This window comes from Peptostreptococcus sp. D1, from assembly GCF_900112955.1.
Taxonomy (GTDB): domain Bacteria; phylum Bacillota; class Clostridia; order Peptostreptococcales; family Peptostreptococcaceae; genus Peptostreptococcus.
This window is the reverse complement of sequence record NZ_FONP01000016.1, coordinates 11940-30675: the sequence shown is the minus strand read 5'-3', so window position 1 is coordinate 30675 and position 18736 is coordinate 11940. Positions and strand designations below refer to the sequence as shown.

At 34.9% G+C, this 18736-nt stretch carries 15 protein-coding genes; all 15 read left to right on the top strand.

Annotated features, from left to right (window positions below):
* Nucleotides 1–251: 251 nt before the first annotated feature.
* The 15 genes from rpsO (at nucleotide 252) to BM120_RS09310 (ending at nucleotide 18672) form a co-directional block, all read left to right on the top strand.
* Nucleotides 252–509, top strand: coding sequence for a 30S ribosomal protein S15 (gene rpsO, locus BM120_RS09380; RefSeq protein ID WP_091995432.1), 258 nt, complete (start codon nucleotides 252–254; stop codon nucleotides 507–509).
* A gap of 336 nt (nucleotides 510–845) precedes the next feature.
* Entirely contained in the window at nucleotides 846–1691 is an 846-nt protein-coding gene (locus BM120_RS09375; RefSeq protein ID WP_091995431.1) for a DegV family protein, read from the top strand.
* A gap of 21 nt (nucleotides 1692–1712) precedes the next feature.
* Nucleotides 1713–3809, top strand: coding sequence for a polyribonucleotide nucleotidyltransferase (gene pnp / locus BM120_RS09370; RefSeq protein ID WP_091995429.1), 2097 nt, complete (start codon nucleotides 1713–1715; stop codon nucleotides 3807–3809).
* A gap of 294 nt (nucleotides 3810–4103) precedes the next feature.
* Nucleotides 4104–5354 carry a M16 family metallopeptidase gene (locus BM120_RS09365; protein WP_242941600.1) on the top strand — a complete coding sequence of 417 codons (1251 nt, stop codon included), beginning with the start codon at nucleotides 4104–4106 and terminating at the stop codon, nucleotides 5352–5354.
* 46 nt (nucleotides 5355–5400) lie between these two features.
* Nucleotides 5401–7809 (top strand): DNA translocase FtsK, encoded by a 2409-nt coding sequence (locus BM120_RS09360; protein ID WP_442956754.1) that lies wholly within the window; start codon nucleotides 5401–5403, stop codon nucleotides 7807–7809.
* Nucleotides 7793–9127 (top strand): 30S ribosomal protein S12 methylthiotransferase RimO, encoded by a 1335-nt coding sequence (gene rimO / locus BM120_RS09355; protein ID WP_177187414.1) that lies wholly within the window; start codon nucleotides 7793–7795, stop codon nucleotides 9125–9127. Before BM120_RS09360 ends, rimO begins: the two co-directional genes overlap by 17 nt.
* Before the next feature lie 10 nt (nucleotides 9128–9137).
* Nucleotides 9138–9677 (top strand): CDP-diacylglycerol--glycerol-3-phosphate 3-phosphatidyltransferase, encoded by a 540-nt coding sequence (gene pgsA / locus BM120_RS09350; protein ID WP_091995425.1) that lies wholly within the window; start codon nucleotides 9138–9140, stop codon nucleotides 9675–9677.
* Nucleotides 9678–9750: 73 nt separating this feature from the next.
* Nucleotides 9751–10806 carry a recombinase RecA gene (gene recA / locus BM120_RS09345; protein ID WP_091995423.1) on the top strand — a complete coding sequence of 352 codons (1056 nt, stop codon included), beginning with the start codon at nucleotides 9751–9753 and terminating at the stop codon, nucleotides 10804–10806.
* Nucleotides 10807–11126: 320 nt separating this feature from the next.
* Nucleotides 11127–12650, top strand: coding sequence for a ribonuclease Y (gene rny, locus BM120_RS09340; RefSeq protein ID WP_330389457.1), 1524 nt, complete (start codon nucleotides 11127–11129; stop codon nucleotides 12648–12650).
* 275 nt (nucleotides 12651–12925) lie between these two features.
* Nucleotides 12926–13324 (top strand): thioesterase family protein, encoded by a 399-nt coding sequence (locus BM120_RS09335; RefSeq protein ID WP_091995420.1) that lies wholly within the window; start codon nucleotides 12926–12928, stop codon nucleotides 13322–13324.
* Between the two features lie 310 nt (nucleotides 13325–13634).
* Nucleotides 13635–14858, top strand: coding sequence for an ABC transporter substrate-binding protein (locus BM120_RS09330; protein WP_091995418.1), 1224 nt, complete (start codon nucleotides 13635–13637; stop codon nucleotides 14856–14858).
* A 158-nt stretch (nucleotides 14859–15016) separates the two neighbouring features.
* On the top strand, nucleotides 15017–15718 hold the full coding sequence (locus BM120_RS09325; protein ID WP_091995416.1) for a GTP-binding protein: 702 nt from the start codon (nucleotides 15017–15019) through the stop codon (nucleotides 15716–15718).
* Nucleotides 15719–15853: 135 nt separating this feature from the next.
* Entirely contained in the window at nucleotides 15854–16852 is a 999-nt protein-coding gene (locus BM120_RS09320) for an ATP-binding cassette domain-containing protein (RefSeq protein WP_091995414.1), read from the top strand.
* Between the two features lie 88 nt (nucleotides 16853–16940).
* Nucleotides 16941–17945 carry an ABC transporter substrate-binding protein gene (locus BM120_RS09315; RefSeq protein WP_091995412.1) on the top strand — a complete coding sequence of 335 codons (1005 nt, stop codon included), beginning with the start codon at nucleotides 16941–16943 and terminating at the stop codon, nucleotides 17943–17945.
* Complete coding sequence (locus tag BM120_RS09310) at nucleotides 17911–18672, top strand: ABC transporter permease (RefSeq protein ID WP_091995410.1); 762 nt, start codon at nucleotides 17911–17913, stop codon at nucleotides 18670–18672. Before BM120_RS09315 ends, BM120_RS09310 begins: the two co-directional genes overlap by 35 nt.
* Nucleotides 18673–18736 lie beyond the last annotated feature (64 nt).

Sequence of the window (18736 nt, the reverse complement as noted above, 5' to 3'; positions counted from 1 at the left end):
GCACAGCTTTTCTCCTTGACTTCGAATCCTTTAATTTTTAGATTGAAGATGTAAATTTGGAAAAAACTTTCTTATTAGTGTAACATATGTGTTGACAACTAAGAGAAGAATTGTAATAGAAACATATCTTATGTATTGAAAAATGATTTTTAATGTGGTATAATGATTGAGGTTTAAACCTAAGCTCGGCTTATGAAATCTCCAATCAAGGCTTAGCTTTAGGCGATTATAATTTAGGAGGATTTTAAAAAATGGTAAACAAAGAACAAATAATCAAAGATTTTGGAAGAAAAGAAGGAGATACTGGTTCTCCAGAAGTACAGATAGCTTTATTAACAGCTAGAATTAATGAACTAAACGAACACTTAAAGGTTCACAAGAAAGATCATCATTCAAGAAGAGGTCTTTTGAAGATGGTTGGTAGAAGAAGAAACCTATTAGGTTACTTAAAGAAAAATGACCTTGAAGGCTACAGAGCTCTAATTGCTAGATTAGGACTAAGAAAATAATAAATATTGTAGGCTGTCGATTTTGGCAGCCTATTTTTATGTATAGATTTATTTTAATATAATTGTTTTTTCAAATCATAATCTAACAATTCTCGATTATGCCAAGGTAAGCTTTGGAGATAATGCATTTATTGGACTGAATAGTGGCTTCTTAAAGATGATTTTGTAGCTCTTGGAAGTCAATGTAAAGCTGTAAGAAAAAATGATGTAGGGTAAGCTTTATAATGCTTGTATTTCAATTATATATTGATATAAATCTGTTAAAATGCTATAATACACCATGTAGACTTATGTTCCTTAATAGAAAAAATCTATTTTTTGATTGGAGGTATTATTTTGGATATAAAATTAATATGTGACAGTTTGTCTGATATTCCTGATGAAATTCAGGCAAAGGAATACCTTGAAGTTGTTCCGCTTACCTTGATTATGGATGGTAAGGAATACGAAGATGGAGTAGACATTAGCAAAGAAGAATTCTACAAAATTGTTATGGAAATGGAAGATATACCAAAAACTTCACAAGCGACTTATGGACAGTTTATTGAAATATTTGAAAAAAACATAAATCAAGGCAAAAAGATATTATATATTGCTGGATCATCTACAAAATCCGGTACATATCAGAGTGCTGCTTTGGCAAAAAAAGACATTGCTGGAGACATCCATATCTTCGACACAGAGCAGCTATCTTTGGGAGCTGGACAGTATGTTATCAGAGCCTGTGACATGATAGAAGAAGGGCTTTCCATTGAAGAAATCGTTGAAAAATTAGACGAAATCAGAGATAGTGTAGAAATATTATTCGCTCCTGCTAGCTTTGATTTCCTGAAGAAAAGTGGGAGAGTTCCGATGACAACAGCTTTGATAGGGTCAATGCTTAATATTAAGCCCATTTTCAAGATGAAAGACGGAGAGATAAACCTGGAGGGCAAGGTTAGAGGAATAAAAAAATTAGTGGCGAATCTCGTTGATTTGGTAATTGAGAAAAACAAGGACAACTTGAGTCAGTTGACTGTGACAATTGGTCATGGTTGCAATTTGGATGACTTTAATAAATTAAAAAAAGAAGTTGAAGAAAAATTAAATGGAAAAGTGAAAAGACTTATGGTAGCCAAAGGAGGGGTATGTATTTGTTCGCATACTGGACCAGATATTGTGGCAATAAGCTTTTCAAAGTAAGAAATAATCAAGGAGGAAACTATGTTCGAACATAGAATTTTTGAAACAGAGCTAGCTGGAAGGAAGCTTTCTGTTGAAATTGGCAAGATATGCGAAATGACAAACGGTAACTGTATTATCAGATATGGCGATACTATGCTGATGGTAAATGTTACAAAATCAGCTCAACCCAGAGATGGGATAGACTTTTTCCCGCTAAGTGTAGACTTTGAAGAAAAATTATACTCAGTCGGTAAAATACCTGGTGGATTTTTGAAAAGAGAAGGTAAGCCATCTGAAAAGGCAGTGCTTACTTCAAGATTGATAGATAGACCTATTAGACCTCTATTTCCAGACGGATTTAGAAATGATGTACAAGTAGTAGCTACAGTTCTTTCTGTAGATCAGGATTGTACTCCTGACATTGTGGCAATGATTGGTTCGTCGATAGCACTATCGATTTCTGATATACCATTCAATGGACCAACTGGCTCAGTGCTGATAGGAATGGTTGATGGAGAATTTGTTGTCAACCCTAATCAAGAGCAAAGAGAAAAAAGCTCACTACACTTGGTTGTGTCAGGAACGAAGGATGCAATAATGATGGTTGAAGCAGGTGCTGATGAAGTAGCTGACGAAAAGGTTTTGGAAGCAATTTTATTTGCTCATGAAGAAATAAAGAAGATTGTTGAATTTATTGAAAATATAGTATCAGAGGTTGGTCATGAGAAAGCTGCTGTCGAACTACACATTCCTTGTGAAGAATTAGAAGTAAAAGTAAATGAATTTGCAAGATTAAAGATGCGTGAGGCTGTTAAGACTGTTGAAAAAATGGAAAGAACAGAAAAAATGGACGCAGTAAGTGCAGAAACTTTAGCTCATTTCGAAGAAACACTTGAAGCTTTCGAGGAGGTTGCTGGAGATATTGAAGACATTCTCCATGCAATAATAAAGGATGAGGTTAGAAGCCTTATAGTAGACGAAAATGTAAGACCTGATAATAGAGCTTTGGATGAAATTAGAGCTATCTGGTGTGAAACTGGTATGATTCCGAGAACTCATGGCTCTGCTATATTTACAAGAGGGCAGACTCAGGTTCTTAATGTGACTACATTAGGTGCATTGGGCGATGTTCAAAAATTGGATGGATTAGATGAAGAGGACAACAAGAGATATATGCATCACTACAATTTCCCTTCATACTCTGTTGGAGAAACTAGACCTTCTAGAGGACCGGGAAGAAGAGAAATAGGTCATGGTGCGTTGGCTGAGAGAGCATTGGTTCCGGTTATTCCACCACAGGAGGAATTTCCTTATGCTATTAGATTGGTATCAGAGGTATTGAGCTCAAATGGATCTACTTCTCAGGCATCTGTCTGTGCATCAACACTTTCATTATTGGATGCCGGTGTTCCGATTAGGGATATGGTTGCCGGTATAGCTATGGGTCTTATTAAGCACCATGATAAGATTGCAGTGCTTTCTGATATTCAAGGAATGGAAGACCACTTAGGTGATATGGACTTTAAGGTTGCAGGTACTGAAAAGGGTGTAACTGCTATTCAGATGGATATAAAGATTGCCGGTATTGATGAGACAATACTTAGACAGGCATTGAAGCAGGCAAAGGAAGGAAGAATTCATATATTAAATGAAATGAAAAAGGTTATAAGTGAGCCAAAGCCAGAGCTTTCTCCATATGCTCCAAAGATAGAGAAGCTGACTATTAATCCTGACAAAATTAGAGACGTAATTGGACCTGGTGGAAAGATGATTAATAAGATTATAGATGAAACAGGAGTCAAAATAGATATTGAACAAACTGGAGAAGTCTTTATCGTCGGTGTGGAATCAGAAATGCTCAACAAGGCGAAGGCTATGATAGAAGAAATTGTAGCTGAAGCAGAGCCGGGTAAAATATACAAGGGAAGGGTTGTTAGATTGGAAAAATTTGGAGCCTTCGTTGAGATATTACCAGGAAAGCAAGGCTTGCTTCACATTTCTCAAATCTCATCAAAGAGAGTTGAAAAGGTTGAGGATGTTTTGGCTATTGATGATGAAATAGATGTTATGGTTACTGAAATTGATGATAAGGAAAGGATAAATCTCTCTGTAAAAGCCATCAAAAATAACAAATAGGCATCAAGCGTATATTAAAATGCAATATGCAAATTCTATAAAGTTGATAAAATAGGCGTCATGTGGCGTCTATTTTATTTTGAAATACTAAAATATGTGTGATTGATAAATTTAAATATTAATTTTTATTCTATTAATTATCTTAATATTTACTTCAATTCTATTGATGGTGGACTTATTTATATTTGTTCCATTTTGATATGATATTTGCATAAATTAGTATAAGTTAAGTAATTTGTCGTAAAATATGATATAATCATAAAATGCGAGTAGTGTATGTAAAATCAAACAGAGGTGATAAATATAAAATATAAAACTTTAAAAAATGGACTGAGAATAGTTGGAGATGAAGTCCCGTATGTGCATTCAGTTTCACTGGGGGTATGGATTAATACTGGCTCAAGGATGGAAGACAAAGGTAATTTTGGAATAGCACATTTTATTGAACATATGCTTTTCAAAGGCACAAAGAATAGAAGTGCGAAGAGGATTTCAAATGATATAGATTATTATGGTGGCAATATTAACGCATTTACTACACAGGACAACACGTGTTATCACGTTAAGCTGCCATACAATCACATAGAAAGAGGGATTGAGGTTTTAAGCGACATCATCAGAAACTCAGTTTTTGACGATGATGATATCGAAAAGGAAAAATCTGTCATCAGCGAAGAAATAAAAATGTATAATGACTCTCCAGAGGACTATCTTTATGAGAAGCTGTTGAACGTTACCTACAATAATAAGGGAGCTGGAAGAAGTATTCTGGGTACTGAGGAAAGTGTAAATAATATAAATAGAGATAAGATAGTGGATTTTTTCTATAATAACTACTTGCCAAATAATTCGGTTATTGTTGTAAGTGGTAATTTTGACTTTGATGAGATTACAATGCTGATTGAAGGTTATTTTGGCGACTGGAAAAGTGGAAATGTTCTAGGTGTAAGGGAAGAACAGGAATTTTTGCCAGTAGATTTTGTCGAAAACAGAAATGATGAGCAATCCAATATAGCAATTTTGTTTAAATCCCTTATGGATGATAACTATAAGGATTTTGTTTCTGTTAAAATACTTGGAAATATTTTCGGAAATTCTCCAAGCTCAAGATTATTTCAAAAGATAAGAGAAGAAAAAGGCTTGACGTACAGCATTTATTCTGCGGACAATTTTTATGTAAATGGCTCTGAATTTGGAATATTTGCAAGCGTTGCAGCTGAGAATCTTTTGGAGGTTTATAATTTGATTCTTGAGGAAATTGAATTGATAAAAAGAGAATATGTGTCAGATTTCGAGTTGAATTTTGCAAAGGAGCAGTATAAAGGGGCTGCAATGATGAATGTTGAAGACACTGAGGATAGAATGCTATTGATAGGTGAGTATGAAATAAATGGTCAGCGATTGAAAAATATTGAAGAGATTGTTGAATATGTCGACAGTATTGATATTGATTATATGAGGAATGTTATAGATATAATTTTTAGCAATCCGATGTCTATTGGAATTACAGGCAGGAATGTAGAGCCTATAATGAAATTGAGGTGATAAAATGGCAAATAGAGGTACTAAGGGAAATTCGGGAAAGAGTGGTATGAAAAGACCCTCGTCAAGCAAAAAGAAACCCGTTAGAGCTAAAAAAAGAGGAATCCATTTAAATAGAGAATACCATAATCTGATATTGATATTTTTGGGATTGTTCTTGATTTATGGTTTATCCTCTTCATCTGGTGCAATTTTGCCAAGAGTAATCCAAATGATACTAAAGGGAATGTTTGGTGGCTTGGGAATAATTGTTCCAATAGTTATGATTGTGTTGGGTATTTTAGGTTTTATTGATGGAAATGAGAGAATAGATAGATTTAGAAAGACTAAGGTTTTCTACATAGCAATATTGTTTTTGATAATATATTATGGCTTGATTAATTATGCGAGGACACCTTCTGAGAGTCCTCTAAAGGGTGATGTATTCCAAGATTTGATAAAAATGGGTGTTTCAGGTGAAGGTCTAGGCTTGGTGCCTTCATTTATTATTTATTATTTAACAAGAGTGCTGGGATATGTTGGAGCATGGCTATTAACAGTATTTGCTACATTAATAACGATATTATATATATTCAATATTAATATAAATGAGCTGATTTCTATTTTTGGACGATCTAAGAACAGTGGACTTATTTCAAAATTGAAATTTAAAAGAAATAAAGCAGACGAAGCTACGGATGCTTTATCTGAAAAGGCTGGATTTTTTGATAAAATTAAGTCTAAATTTGCTTCAAAAAATGATGAAGATGATGTTGATGATATTGATGATGAGCAGATATATTCGGAAGAGGATGATAAGACTATAAAAATAGTCGGATTCAATAAAGCCGATGACGACTATCTTGAAATATTAGAAGGAACTCAAAGTCTTTCAGATTTAGAAATTCTACAAAGAATGCAAAATGAAGAGTCTATAAGTGACAGTATTTTTCCAAATGTGGGCTTGCCGAATAAAAATTCTCCTCAAAAAAACTCACAAATGTCTAAGGTGGAAGCCTTTGGAGATGCGATTGAAGGGGGAGAACAGGAAAATGAGCATTTAAAGTACGCTGATTACAAAAAACCGGCGATAAATTTGCTTAAAAGGGTAGAACAAAAGAACGATAAAAAATCAAAAAAGAAGGTTCTTGAAAATGCTAGAAAGCTTGAAAGAACGTTGATGGATTTTGGAGTAGATGCGAGTATTAACCAGGTTACGGTTGGACCTACGATTACCAGATATGAAATTCAACCAAAGCCGGGTGTTAAAGTCAGCAAAATAGTAAATCTAACGGATGATATAGCTTTGAGCTTAGCTGCGAAAAGTATAAGAATAGAAGCACCAATTCCAGGCAAGAGTGCAATAGGTATTGAGGTTCCAAACGATGAATCTCAAATGGTTACGATTAGGGAAATCATCGAAAGTCCTGAGTTTAATAGCTTCAAATCTCCACTTGCCATGGGGCTTGGTAAGGATGTTTCAGGAAAAATAATAATTGGCGATATTGCAAAAATGCCACATTTGTTGATAGCAGGTTCAACTGGATCAGGAAAATCCGTATGTGTAAATACATTGATAACAAGCATTCTGTACAAATCTAAGCCTGACGAAGTAAAGCTGATGTTAATCGATCCAAAGGTAGTAGAGCTTGCAAATTATAATGGTATACCACATTTGCTAGTTCCGGTTGTTACGGATGCAAAAAAGGCTGCAAATGCACTTTATTGGGCTGTAACTGAAATGAACAGAAGATATAATCTATTTGCAGAGGCTCAGGTAAAGGATATATTGAGCTACAACGAAAAGACTGATAATCCACTTCCAAAGATTGTTATAATAATAGACGAGCTGGCAGATTTGATGATGGTTAGCTCAAATGAAGTAGAAGACTATATTTGCAGGCTGGCACAGATGGCGAGAGCTGCTGGAATGCATCTTATAGTTGCCACACAAAGACCATCAGTAGATGTCATCACAGGAGTAATAAAGGCGAATATTCCGTCGAGAATTGCATTTGCAGTATCATCTCAGACTGATTCAAGAACTATAATTGATATGGGAGGAGCTGAAAAACTCCTTGGAAAGGGCGATATGCTGTTCTATCCTTTGGGAGCAAGCAAGCCAGTCAGATTACAGGGTGCCTTTATTTCTGAAGAAGAGTCTGACAGAGTAATAGATCACGTTAAGAGTGAGGCTGGAGAAGTGGAATTTTCAAACGAAATCGAGAAATCTATTTCAAGTGTAAATACTGTGAAGGATGATTCGGCTGATGAGCTGTTGTCAGATGTAATAGACTTTGTTGTCATGAGTGGGCAGGCTTCTGCATCGATGCTACAAAGAAAGTTTAAAATTGGATTTAATAGAGCTGCTAGGCTGGTTGATGATATGGAAGAACGTGGTATAATTGGACCGAGTGAGGGAAGTAAGCCAAGAAAAGTATTGATCTCAAAAGAAGAATATGATGAATGGAGGAACTAGTTTGAAAATAGCATTAGAATCCTTAGGATGTTCAAAAAATTTGGTAGATGCCGAAATAATGTTGGGATTGCTCAATAAGAAGGGACATCAATTAGTTGGAGATTGCTCTAACGCAGATATAGTAATAGTTAATACCTGTGGATTTATCGAAGCTGCAAAAGAGGAATCGATAAATTCCATAGTACAGTATGCAGAGCTAAAGAATGAAGGCGTGATAAAGTTCTTATTGGTATCGGGCTGTTTGGCTCAGCGATATCCAGATGAGTTGAGAAGCGAGATTCCGGAGATAGATGGTATAGTAGGTACTGGAAGCTATGACAAAATAACAGATGTAGTTGATTCGCTAATGAGTGAATGTGGGATTGTAGAAATGGGAGATATTAATTTTACATTTGATGAAAGCTTGCCTAGATATGTTTCGACTCCTCCTCATATTGCATATTTAAAGATAGCTGAGGGGTGCGATAACAGATGTACATACTGTATTATTCCAAAGCTAAGAGGAAAATATAGAAGCAGGAGTGTCGAGAGCCTTTTGAAAGAAGCAAGGTCATTAAGAGCGAGAGGTGTAAAGGAGCTAGTAGTGATTGCCCAGGATACAGCTGCATATGGAGTAGATTTATACGGAAAACAATCATTGGCAGAGCTTCTAGGAGAATTGTCTAAGATTGATTTTGATTGGATAAGGGTAATGTATTCATATCCAGAGGGAATTACTCAGGAGATTGTAGATGTTATTGCAAAAAATGACAATATATGTAGCTATTTTGATATCCCTATTCAGCATGCTGACGACAGGATATTAAAATTGATGAATAGAAAGACTAGTAGGGCAGAATTGACACAAAAAATAAATATGATTAGAAGGTCAATACCAGATGCTGCCATAAGAACTACGTTTATCGTAGGATTCCCAGGAGAAACAGACGAGCATTTCGATAACCTAATAGATTTCGTTAGGGAAATGAAGTTTGATAGGATGGGGGCATTTACATATTCTAGAGAAGAAGCTACTCCAGCAGATAAATTGCCAAATCACTTAGATGAGAATATTAAAACTGAAAGACTAGAAAGATTGATGATGGTACAGCAGGATATTTCTCAGGAATTAAACTCTGATAAGGTAGGCAAGGAATTTAAAGTATTGGTTGAAGATCAGATTGATGATACCTTATACATAGGCAGAACTGAATTTGACGCAGAGGAGATAGATAGTGTAGTATATATAGAGACAAAGAAACAGCTGAATGCTGGTGATTTTGTCGATGTAGTTATCAAGGATTCATATGAGTATGATTTGAGAGCTGATTTGAAGTAGGAGGAACAATATGAATTTACCAAATAAGCTGACTATGTTTAGAATTTGTTTAGTTCCAATTTTTGTTATTTTTATGTACCTGCCATTGGATAACAAATTTGGAATATCTCTGTTAATATTTATTATTGCGGCTCTGACGGATGCGTTGGATGGTAAGCTTGCTAGAAGGTACAATTTAATAACTGATTTTGGGAAGCTTATGGATCCATTAGCCGATAAGCTTTTGGTGATTGCAGCCTTGATTTGCTTGATAGAAAAGTCTTTAATACCTGGGTGGATTGTGCTTATTATCGTGTCAAGAGAATTGGCAGTGAGCATAATGAGAGCCATTGTAGCTGGCGATGGAAAAGTAGTTGCTGCTGGGATCAGTGGAAAGCTGAAAACTGTTACTCAGATGCTAGCAATTGTCTTGTTATTATTTGGAGCTCAAATTGATTCTAGCTTGGTATTGAATATCGGCACTTTTATGATATATGTAGCTTGTTTGCTGACTATATATTCAGGCTATGAATACTTCTCACAAAATAAGGAAATATTTGGAGATAGGTAGTTTAAAAAATAATAATTTAGGCTATAATAATATATAGTGAAGATATAGAATGATTATTTTAAAGGAGAAGAAGATGGCGGTAGATAAAAATAAAATGGATGCCCTAAACGAGGCATTATCGAAAATCGAAAAGGAACATGGAAAAGGGTCTATAATGAAGCTGGGAGAGGCTGCTGCCTTAGAGGTTGATTCAATATCGACTGGAGTAATCGGTCTTGATATAGCCCTAGGAGTAGGCGGTCTTCCAAGAGGGAGAATAATAGAGATATATGGACCAGAATCCTCTGGTAAGACTACAGTTGCACTTCACTGTATTGCAGAGGCTCAAAAGGGCGATGGAATTGCCGCATTTATAGATGCAGAGCATGCTCTTGATCCTGTTTATGCCAGAGCCTTGGGAGTTGATATCGATAATTTGATAATATCTCAGCCAGACACAGGTGAACAGGCCTTGGATATTGCTGAAGCATTGATTAGATCTGGTGCAGTTGATATTTTAGTTGTCGACTCTGTTGCTGCATTAGTTCCTAAAGCCGAAATAGATGGGGAAATGGGAGATAGCCACGTTGGTCTGCAGGCAAGACTTATGTCCCAGGCTCTGAGAAAGCTGACTGGCTTTATAAAGAAATCAAATTGTGTTGTAATCTTTATAAATCAGTTGAGAGAAAAGGTTGGTGTTATGTTTGGAAGTCCTGAAACAACAACTGGTGGTAGAGCCTTGAAATTCTTCTCTACTATTAGAATAGATGTAAGAAGAGGAGAACAGCTAAAGCAAGGCGAAAAAATACTTGGAAATAAGACAAAGATTAAAGTTGTTAAAAATAAGGTTGCACCACCATTTAAGCAGGTAGAGGTCGACATTATGTATGGGACAGGTGTTTCGAGATCAGGAGATCTGCTAGACAATGCAGTAGGTGTTGACGTTATTAAAAAATCAGGGTCTTGGTATAGCTATAATGATGAAAAGATGGGACAAGGTAGAGAAAATGCAAAGAAATTCATCGAAGACAATGAAGAGGTTGCGTTTGATGTTGAGATGAAGGTAAGAGAATACTATGGTCTAAAAACTGATATTGATGGAGCAGCTACTGATAATTCAGAAAAGATTGAGGAACAGATTAAGTTTTAGCAATTGACTAGGTTTTAGCAATATATATAGTTGAAATTAATTGGGGTGGTACTGAGAATACTAGCACAAACAGCATTGGTATTTTCGGTACTGCTTTTTTATATGACAAATAAAATTGTTTTTGAACTTATATGAATTTGCATAAAGAATTGACATTGCTTGTAAAAAATTATAAAATAATAAGAGGGATAAAATTCCTAAGCTTGATTTATTATTTTTTATAGAATAAAACATATTAAATTAATAACATTTATAATAAGACATTAGAACTTTGAAAACAAAATAATTTTAAGGAGGTGGAGGAAATTCCAACGGAAATTATGATCACAGGCGTTGTTGCTGTGTTAATAGGACTATTGATTGGTTATTTTGTCAGAAAAAATATTTCCGAAGCAAAGGTTGGTCAAGCTGAAACGATTGCTAGAGATATAGTTGACAAAGCCAATAGAGATTCAGAGACTATTAAAAAAGAAAAGCTTCTTGAGGCAAAAGAAGAAATTCATAGATTACGTACTGAAGGTGAAAAAGAAAACAAAGAAAGAAGAAATGAAGTACAGAAATATGAAAAGAGAGTCCTTCAAAAGGAGGAAGCTCTTGACAGAAAGCTTCAGTCTTTGGAGCAGAAGGAAAATAACCTTCAAAGAAAGACTGATGCAGTTTCAAAAAAGGAATCTGAAATTGAGGAAATCAAAAATCAACAGCTTCAAAAATTGGAGAGTATTTCTGGTTTTACAACTGATGAAGCAAAGGAAATTATCCTTTCAAATGCTGAAAGAGATGTAAGAAGAGAGATGTCTTTGATGATTAAGGAAAAGGAGCAGCAGGCTAGAGAAGAAGCCGATAAGAGAGCGAGAGAAATTATTGGATATGCCATTCAAAAATGTTCAGCGGACCATGTTGCTGAGACCACTGTTTCTGTGGTAAGCTTACCAAATGATGAGATGAAGGGAAGAATCATCGGTAGAGAGGGTAGAAATATTCGTGCCCTTGAAACTCTAACGGGTATTGATTTGATAATCGATGATACCCCTGAGGCAGTAATACTTTCTGGCTTTGATCCAATAAGAAGAGAGGTTGCCAGAATCGCACTGGAAAACCTAATTGGCGATGGAAGAATACATCCAGCCAGAATTGAAGAAATGGTAGAAAAGGCTAAAAAGGAAGTTCAAGTCATAATAAAGGATGCTGGTGAACAGGCTATGTTTGATACTGGTGTTCATGGACTTCATCCAGAGCTTGTAAAATTACTTGGAAGACTTAAATACAGAACAAGCTATGGACAAAATGTATTAAAGCACTCTATTGAAGTATCAATTCTTGCGGGTATTATGGCAGAAGAGATTGGTGCTGATGTCAAGCTGGCGAAAAGAGCTGGCTTGGTACATGATATAGGTAAAGCCGTAGACCACGAAATAGAAGGAACTCACATTGAAATTGGTATGGATTTATTAAAGAAATACAAGGAATCAAAGGATGTAATTCATGCGATGAGTACACATCATGGGGATTATGAGCCACAGTCTATAGAGGCTGTTTTGGTTACGGCTGCAGATGCTGTTTCTGCTGCAAGACCTGGAGCTAGAAGAGAGACGTTAGAGGCATATATCAAGAGACTGGAAAAGCTTGAAGAAATAACAAATTCATATGATGGAGTTGACAAATCATTTGCGATTCAGGCGGGTAGAGAAGTAAGAATAATGGTCAAGCCTGAAGAAATAAATGATGAAGAAATGCACTTATTAGCTAGAGACATGACTAAGAGAATAGAAGACGAGCTAGAATATCCTGGTCAGATTAAGGTTAGTATAATTAGGGAAACAAGAGCCACTGATTATGCGAAGTAAGCAATATTAATATTAAAAATAGCAGTACTAGAGTTAATACTTTGGTACTGTTTTTTATTTGATTTGATATAAAAATATATTGATAATACACAGGTAATATCAATAATATTTCGACTAAAAATTTGTAATTGAAGCTAGAGGGAGTAAATTTTTCTCTTGAAATTTTTTATCTATAGGTTTATAATTTCATTTAGAAGAGGGCGATTTTATTAAAATAATATGTAAAAAAGTTTAAAGTTGTCAATTTTGACATAATGATTGCAAAAGGAGGAAATATGCTAGAAGTAGGTATTAAATATTCAAAAGAAATAGTTGTAGATGAAAGCTTAACAGCATCGGCTGTCGGAAGTGGTGGACTTGATGTTTATGGAACTCCATATATGATTGCACTTATGGAGTGTACTTGTAAAGAGTGTGCACAGCAGTTTTTAGATGACTCAAATGGAACTGTTGGTATTTCGATATCGACTAATCACAAAGCAGCAACACCTTTGGGTATGAAGGTTACTTGTGAATGTGAGCTGATCGAAATTGACAGATCAAGACTTGTTTTTTCAGTTAGATGCTTTGATGAGATAGAAGAAATAGGTGTTGGCAAGCACGAAAGATTTATTATAGATAATGAAAAATTCTTAGAAAAGGTGAATGCAAAATTCAAAAAAGCTTCAAAATAGAATTGAACGGCTGTAAATATATGCAAATTTGTTGAACCAAGGAGTGTCAAATGGTGCTTTCCTTGGTTCAAATTTTATTTATTCAAATTCTAGTATAATTATCAATTTTGCTTAATAATCTCTTTATTTTTATGAAAGGTTGTTACAACAACATACTTTGCCAGCATAATAATGTATAACTAAATAAAACAGTTAAATACTATAATATAAATGCTATAATATAAAATTAAAGAGATATAATAAAAGCTGAAATTACATTATATAATTGCGAATTGATACTGTATAAACATATTAATAATAGGAGGATAAGATGAATAAATACTTTTCAGTAGATGATAAAATTTTTGATATTGTGCAAAAAAATCCAGGAGTGAAGGATTTTCTTATTTCTAATGGATTTGAACAATTTTCAAATAGTGATATTTTTGAAAAAATGTCAAAAAATGTAAGTCTTTCGATGGCTCTAAAAATGAAAAAAATGAATGTGGAGTTATTTGAGGAAAAGCTTGCTTCTTTTTTAGATAGTAGAAATAGTAGAGTTGATATTAATCTTTTCAAAAAGAATGTAGGTAATTTTGATGTAAATGTAGAAGGTGTGTTACCTTGCCCAATTAGAATTCCATTGCTGGAAAAATTTGAAGAATGGTTGGATGAAAATAAAGCGAATTATAATTATACAATCGGATACGATTTAAAATCGGCAAACCTAGGGCTTGATAGTATAATTGAAAAGGTTAAAGCAGGAGATGAAAATAAATTACCAGATGTTTTGATGTCAGCGGGGTTCGATTTATTTTTCGATAAAAAGCTGATGGGTAGGTTTTTAGATAATGATGTATTTGAAGTAGGAAATTATGAGATGAATTCAGATTTTTGTAATGATAAAATAGATTTAAGAGACCCTGATAAAAAATACTTGATAACAGGAGCTGTACCAGCAGTATTTTTGGTAAACAAAAATGAACTGAAAGGCAGAAAAATTCCAAGAGCTTGGGATGATATATTAAGTGAGGAGTTTGAGGATTCGGTTGCAGTTCCAATGGGGGATTTAGATTTATTCAATGCTTTGGTGGTCAATCTTTATAAAGATTATGGAATGGACGGAATCAGGCGATTAGCTAGATCGTATATGAAAAACCTGCATCCTGCTCAAATGGTTAAGGCAAAAGGAAAAAATAATTCTGATAATCCTGCTGTTAGCATTATCCCGTATTTCTTTACACAGATGATTCAGGGAGATGAACAAATTGCTGTATGGCCGGAGGATGGAGCAATAATTAGTCCGATATTTATGGTTGCAAAAAAGAGCAGCAGAGAGCTGTCCAAGCCGATAATTGATTTTTTTAATTCTGAGGAAGTGGGAAGAGTCTTTTCTGCAAATGGAAAATTTCCATCTACAAATAGTATGATTGATAATGGACTTTCAAAGGAGCAAAGCTTTAAGTGGGTAGGTTGGGATTTTATTAAAAGCAATGATATTGGAGCGTTAATAGAAGAAATAGAAAAAGTATTTAATGAAAGTATAAATATTTAGATTTTTGAAATAAAAGGCTTATGTGCTTTGAAGGATAAGATTTATAGAGTTTTATTAAGCTAAGCTCTATAGTGTTTTATTAAGCTGAGCTCTATAGTGTTTTATTAAGACAAGATTTATAGTGTTTTATTAATATAATTTTGAAGGAAGGGTAAAATATGAATTTAGTTGTTTTTTCAGGTCCCCCATCTTCGGGCAAGACAAGTATAATATTGAAGGCTATAGAGTCTCTAAAGAATGTAGGCATAAAGGTCGGTGTCGTGAAGTTTGATTGTCTGCATACAGACGATGATATTTATTATGAAAAAGCAGATGTACCGGTTAGAAAAGGACTTTCCGGATCGCTTTGTCCGGATCATTTCTTTGTATCCAATATAGAGGAGGTTGTACAGTGGGGAAAATCTATGGATTTGGATTTACTAATAACTGAATCTGCAGGTCTTTGCAATAGATGCTCCCCTTATATTAAAGAAATAAAGGGGGTTTGTGTAATAGATAATTTATCAGGAATAAACACACCAAAGAAAATAGGTCCAATGCTAAAATCTGCCGACATTGTTATTATTACAAAGGGAGACATCGTATCTCAAGCGGAAAGAGAGGTATTTGCTTCAAAAATCAGCTCTGTAAATCCAACTGCGATTACCATGCATGTCAATGGTCTTACAGGTCAGGGTGCATATGAATTAGGTACGCTTTTAATGGAAGAAAAGAAACAAATAGATACTGTCAAGGGTATGAAATTGAGATTTCCAATGCCATCTGCACTATGCTCATACTGTCTAGGAGAAACTAGAATAGGAGAACAATACCAAATGGGAAATGTTAGAAAAATAAATTTGGAACAAGAGCATAAATAAAAAGAGCATAAATAAAAAGATTTGGAACAATATCATAAATAAAAAGAGCTGGAACAAGAGCATAGATAAAAAGAGTTAGAACAAGAATAAAAACAAAAGAATTTGGAATAAGATCAGTAATAATAGGAGGAAGATATGACTGAGCTGTACAATTTGAAGCTTGATGAGCTGGTATCAAAGTATCCTTTCATTAGCAGCTATTTTGAAGAAAATAAATTGGATATATCGGAGCATGGAGGATCTACATTTATCGAGTTTTTAGAGCACTTCACACCAGAACAAATTGAAGAGTATGCTCTTGATTTAAATAAAATTGAAATTGACCTTTTAGAGTATATCGATCAGATGAAAGAATTTCTTGGAATAGAGGACAATAGTGTAGAGGTGTTATCAATATTACCTGGCAAAGACAAATCCGGAGATAAGGAAGGCTTTGAGAGACTGGATATTAAAAGGTCAGAGATGATAGCTATAGTCGGACCTACAGGCTCTGGAAAATCAAGATTGTTAGCCGATATAGAGTGGACTGCTCAGGCTGATACACCGACAAAAAGAACGATACTGATCAATGGTGAGCTGCCAGATAAAAAATGGAGATTTTCATCGAACAATAAATTGGTTGCACAGCTATCCCAAAATATGAATTTTGTAATGGATTTGTCCGTTAGTGAATTTCTGGAGCTTCATGCAAAAAGTAGAATGGTTGAAAGCATAGAGGAAGCTGTAGATAAAATCGTAGCTGAAGCAAACAAGCTGTCTGGAGAAAAATTTAGAATGGACACTCAAATTACAGCCTTGAGTGGGGGGCAATCTAGAGCATTGATGATAGCTGACACCGCAATACTTTCATCTTCGCCAATCGTCCTGATAGATGAGATTGAAAATGCAGGAATAGATAGGAAAAAAGCATTAGAGCTGTTGATATCATCTGACAAGATTGTTTTGATGGCTACTCATGATCCAATGCTGGCACTTTTGGCTGATAGGAGAATTGTCATAAATAATGGTGGTATTGCTGAAATAATAGAAACGACTGAAAAAGAGAAGCATCGATTAGTCGAGCTGGAGGAGATGGATAAAGCTATTCAAGAAATGAGAAGGCGATTGAGATATGGGGAGCTTGTTGAAAATTAGATTACAGAATATATAAAAATAATGCTTAATAATATTGAATATTATGATATAATGAGAATATAAAAAAATAATAAATGGAGGTTTTCTAATGAAGAAGTTATTATCAGTATTGTTATCCTTGATGTTGACTATAGGTGTAGTCACTGGTTGCAAGAGTGTAAATGATTCAGCAGATAACAAGGAGCCAGCAGTAGTAGCGAAGGTTGGTGCATTAAAAGGTCCCACAGCAATGGGTATGGTAAAAATGATGTCAGAGAATGATGGAGATGAAAAGGGCTACAGCTTCTCAATCCAAAATTCTGTTGATGAAATTGTCCCGAAAATCGTAAAGGGTGAGTTTGATATAGCGGCAGTTCCATCAAATTTGTCATCTGTTTTGTACAATAAGACAAAGGGTAAGGTGGTAACACTGGCAATTAATACTCTTGGAGTTTTGTATGTAGTAGAAAATGGCGATACAGTAAAATCACTTGAGGATCTAAAGGGAAAAGCTATATATTCAAGTGGAAAGGGTGCATCACCAGAATACTCACTTAGCTACATACTTCAAGCAAATGGAATAGATACACAGAAGGATGCTACAGTTGATTACAAGACTGAGCATACAGAGGTATTGCAAGCGCTGATGAAAAATAAAGGTGCAGTAGCCATATTACCACAGCCATTTGTTACTGTTGCGACTACAAAGAGTCCAAGCCTGAAATCAGTTCTAAATCTTTCAGAAGAATGGGATAAGGCAGCTCAGAGGAATGGAAGCAAGAGTGCATTGATAATGGGTGTTGTAGTGGCGAATAAGGATTTTGTAGAGAAATATCCACAAAAAGTGGCAGATTTTATGAGCAAATACAAAAAATCTGTAGATTTTACAAATAACAATGTAGATGAGGCAGCAAAGCTGATAGCTGCAAAAGATATAGTACCAGAGCCTGTTGCAAAAAAGGCAATTCCGTTTTGCAATATTACATTTATAGCAGGCTCTGAAATGAAGGACAAGCTTTCTGGATACCTAGAGGTATTGAGCAAAGCGAATCCACAATCAGTAGGAGGAAAATTGCCAAATGAAGATTTCTATTATATTGGAGAAGCTAAGTAAAACAAAATACATAGGATTCATTTTTTGGATAATAGTTTGGCAAGCTTTAAGTGTTGAAATCAATCAGGAGATACTATTAGTATCTCCTTTTTCGGCTATAAAAAGATTATCAGAGCTGATATTTGAACAGCAGTTCTGGATTGCGATAACAAATTCATCCTTTAGAATAATACTTGGATTTTTGCTATCGTTGATTACCGGAGTTGTGCTTGCGATGCTTTCTACAAGCTATAAAGTCATAGAAGCTATCATCAAACCGATGATGGATATGATAAAGTCAGTTCCAGTAGTTTCTTTCATTATATTGTGTCTGATTTGGGTATCGACAAAATACCTATCCACGCTTATATCGTTTTTGATGGTGCTTCCGGTAATATACGATAATTGCCACACCGGAATCAAAGGTATACCAAAGGAAATGCTTGAAATGGTAAATGTATTCAAGGTAGACAAGCTTAGACAGGTTAGATATTTGTATGCTTCAGAGGCTATGAAATATCTAAAGGCAGGCTGCAATATTTCACTTGGTCTTTGCTGGAAATCAGGCGTTGCAGCAGAAGTAATAGGAATACCAAAGGGGACTATTGGAGAAAATCTATACAATGCCAAAATTTACCTCAGCTCGGCTGATTTATTCGCTTGGACTATGACAATAGTTGTAATTAGTATATTGTTTAGACGGTTATTTATGTATCTATTAGAAGTAGTTGAAAATAGATTGAAATAGTAGATGTATTGAAATAGTAGGTATATTAAAATAGTAGATGTATTGAAATAGAAGGATATAGAGG

What these genes read in the sequence shown, in the direction of transcription:
- rpsO (WP_091995432.1), top strand. Translation starts at nt 252, where the DNA reads ATGGTAAACAAAGAACAAATAATCAAAGATTTTGGAAGAAAAGAAGGA.
- pnp (WP_091995429.1), top strand. Translation starts at nt 1,713, where the DNA reads ATGTTCGAACATAGAATTTTTGAAACAGAGCTAGCTGGAAGGAAGCTT.
- BM120_RS09360 (WP_442956754.1), top strand. Translation starts at nt 5,401, where the DNA reads ATGAAAAGACCCTCGTCAAGCAAAAAGAAACCCGTTAGAGCTAAAAAA.
- rimO (WP_177187414.1), top strand. Translation starts at nt 7,793, where the DNA reads ATGAATGGAGGAACTAGTTTGAAAATAGCATTAGAATCCTTAGGATGT.
- pgsA (WP_091995425.1), top strand. Translation starts at nt 9,138, where the DNA reads ATGAATTTACCAAATAAGCTGACTATGTTTAGAATTTGTTTAGTTCCA.
- recA (WP_091995423.1), top strand. Translation starts at nt 9,751, where the DNA reads ATGGCGGTAGATAAAAATAAAATGGATGCCCTAAACGAGGCATTATCG.
- rny (WP_330389457.1), top strand. Translation starts at nt 11,127, where the DNA reads ATGATCACAGGCGTTGTTGCTGTGTTAATAGGACTATTGATTGGTTAT.
- BM120_RS09335 (WP_091995420.1), top strand. Translation starts at nt 12,926, where the DNA reads ATGCTAGAAGTAGGTATTAAATATTCAAAAGAAATAGTTGTAGATGAA.
- BM120_RS09330 (WP_091995418.1), top strand. Translation starts at nt 13,635, where the DNA reads ATGAATAAATACTTTTCAGTAGATGATAAAATTTTTGATATTGTGCAA.
- BM120_RS09325 (WP_091995416.1), top strand. Translation starts at nt 15,017, where the DNA reads ATGAATTTAGTTGTTTTTTCAGGTCCCCCATCTTCGGGCAAGACAAGT.
- BM120_RS09320 (WP_091995414.1), top strand. Translation starts at nt 15,854, where the DNA reads ATGACTGAGCTGTACAATTTGAAGCTTGATGAGCTGGTATCAAAGTAT.
- BM120_RS09315 (WP_091995412.1), top strand. Translation starts at nt 16,941, where the DNA reads ATGAAGAAGTTATTATCAGTATTGTTATCCTTGATGTTGACTATAGGT.
- BM120_RS09310 (WP_091995410.1), top strand. Translation starts at nt 17,911, where the DNA reads ATGAAGATTTCTATTATATTGGAGAAGCTAAGTAAAACAAAATACATA.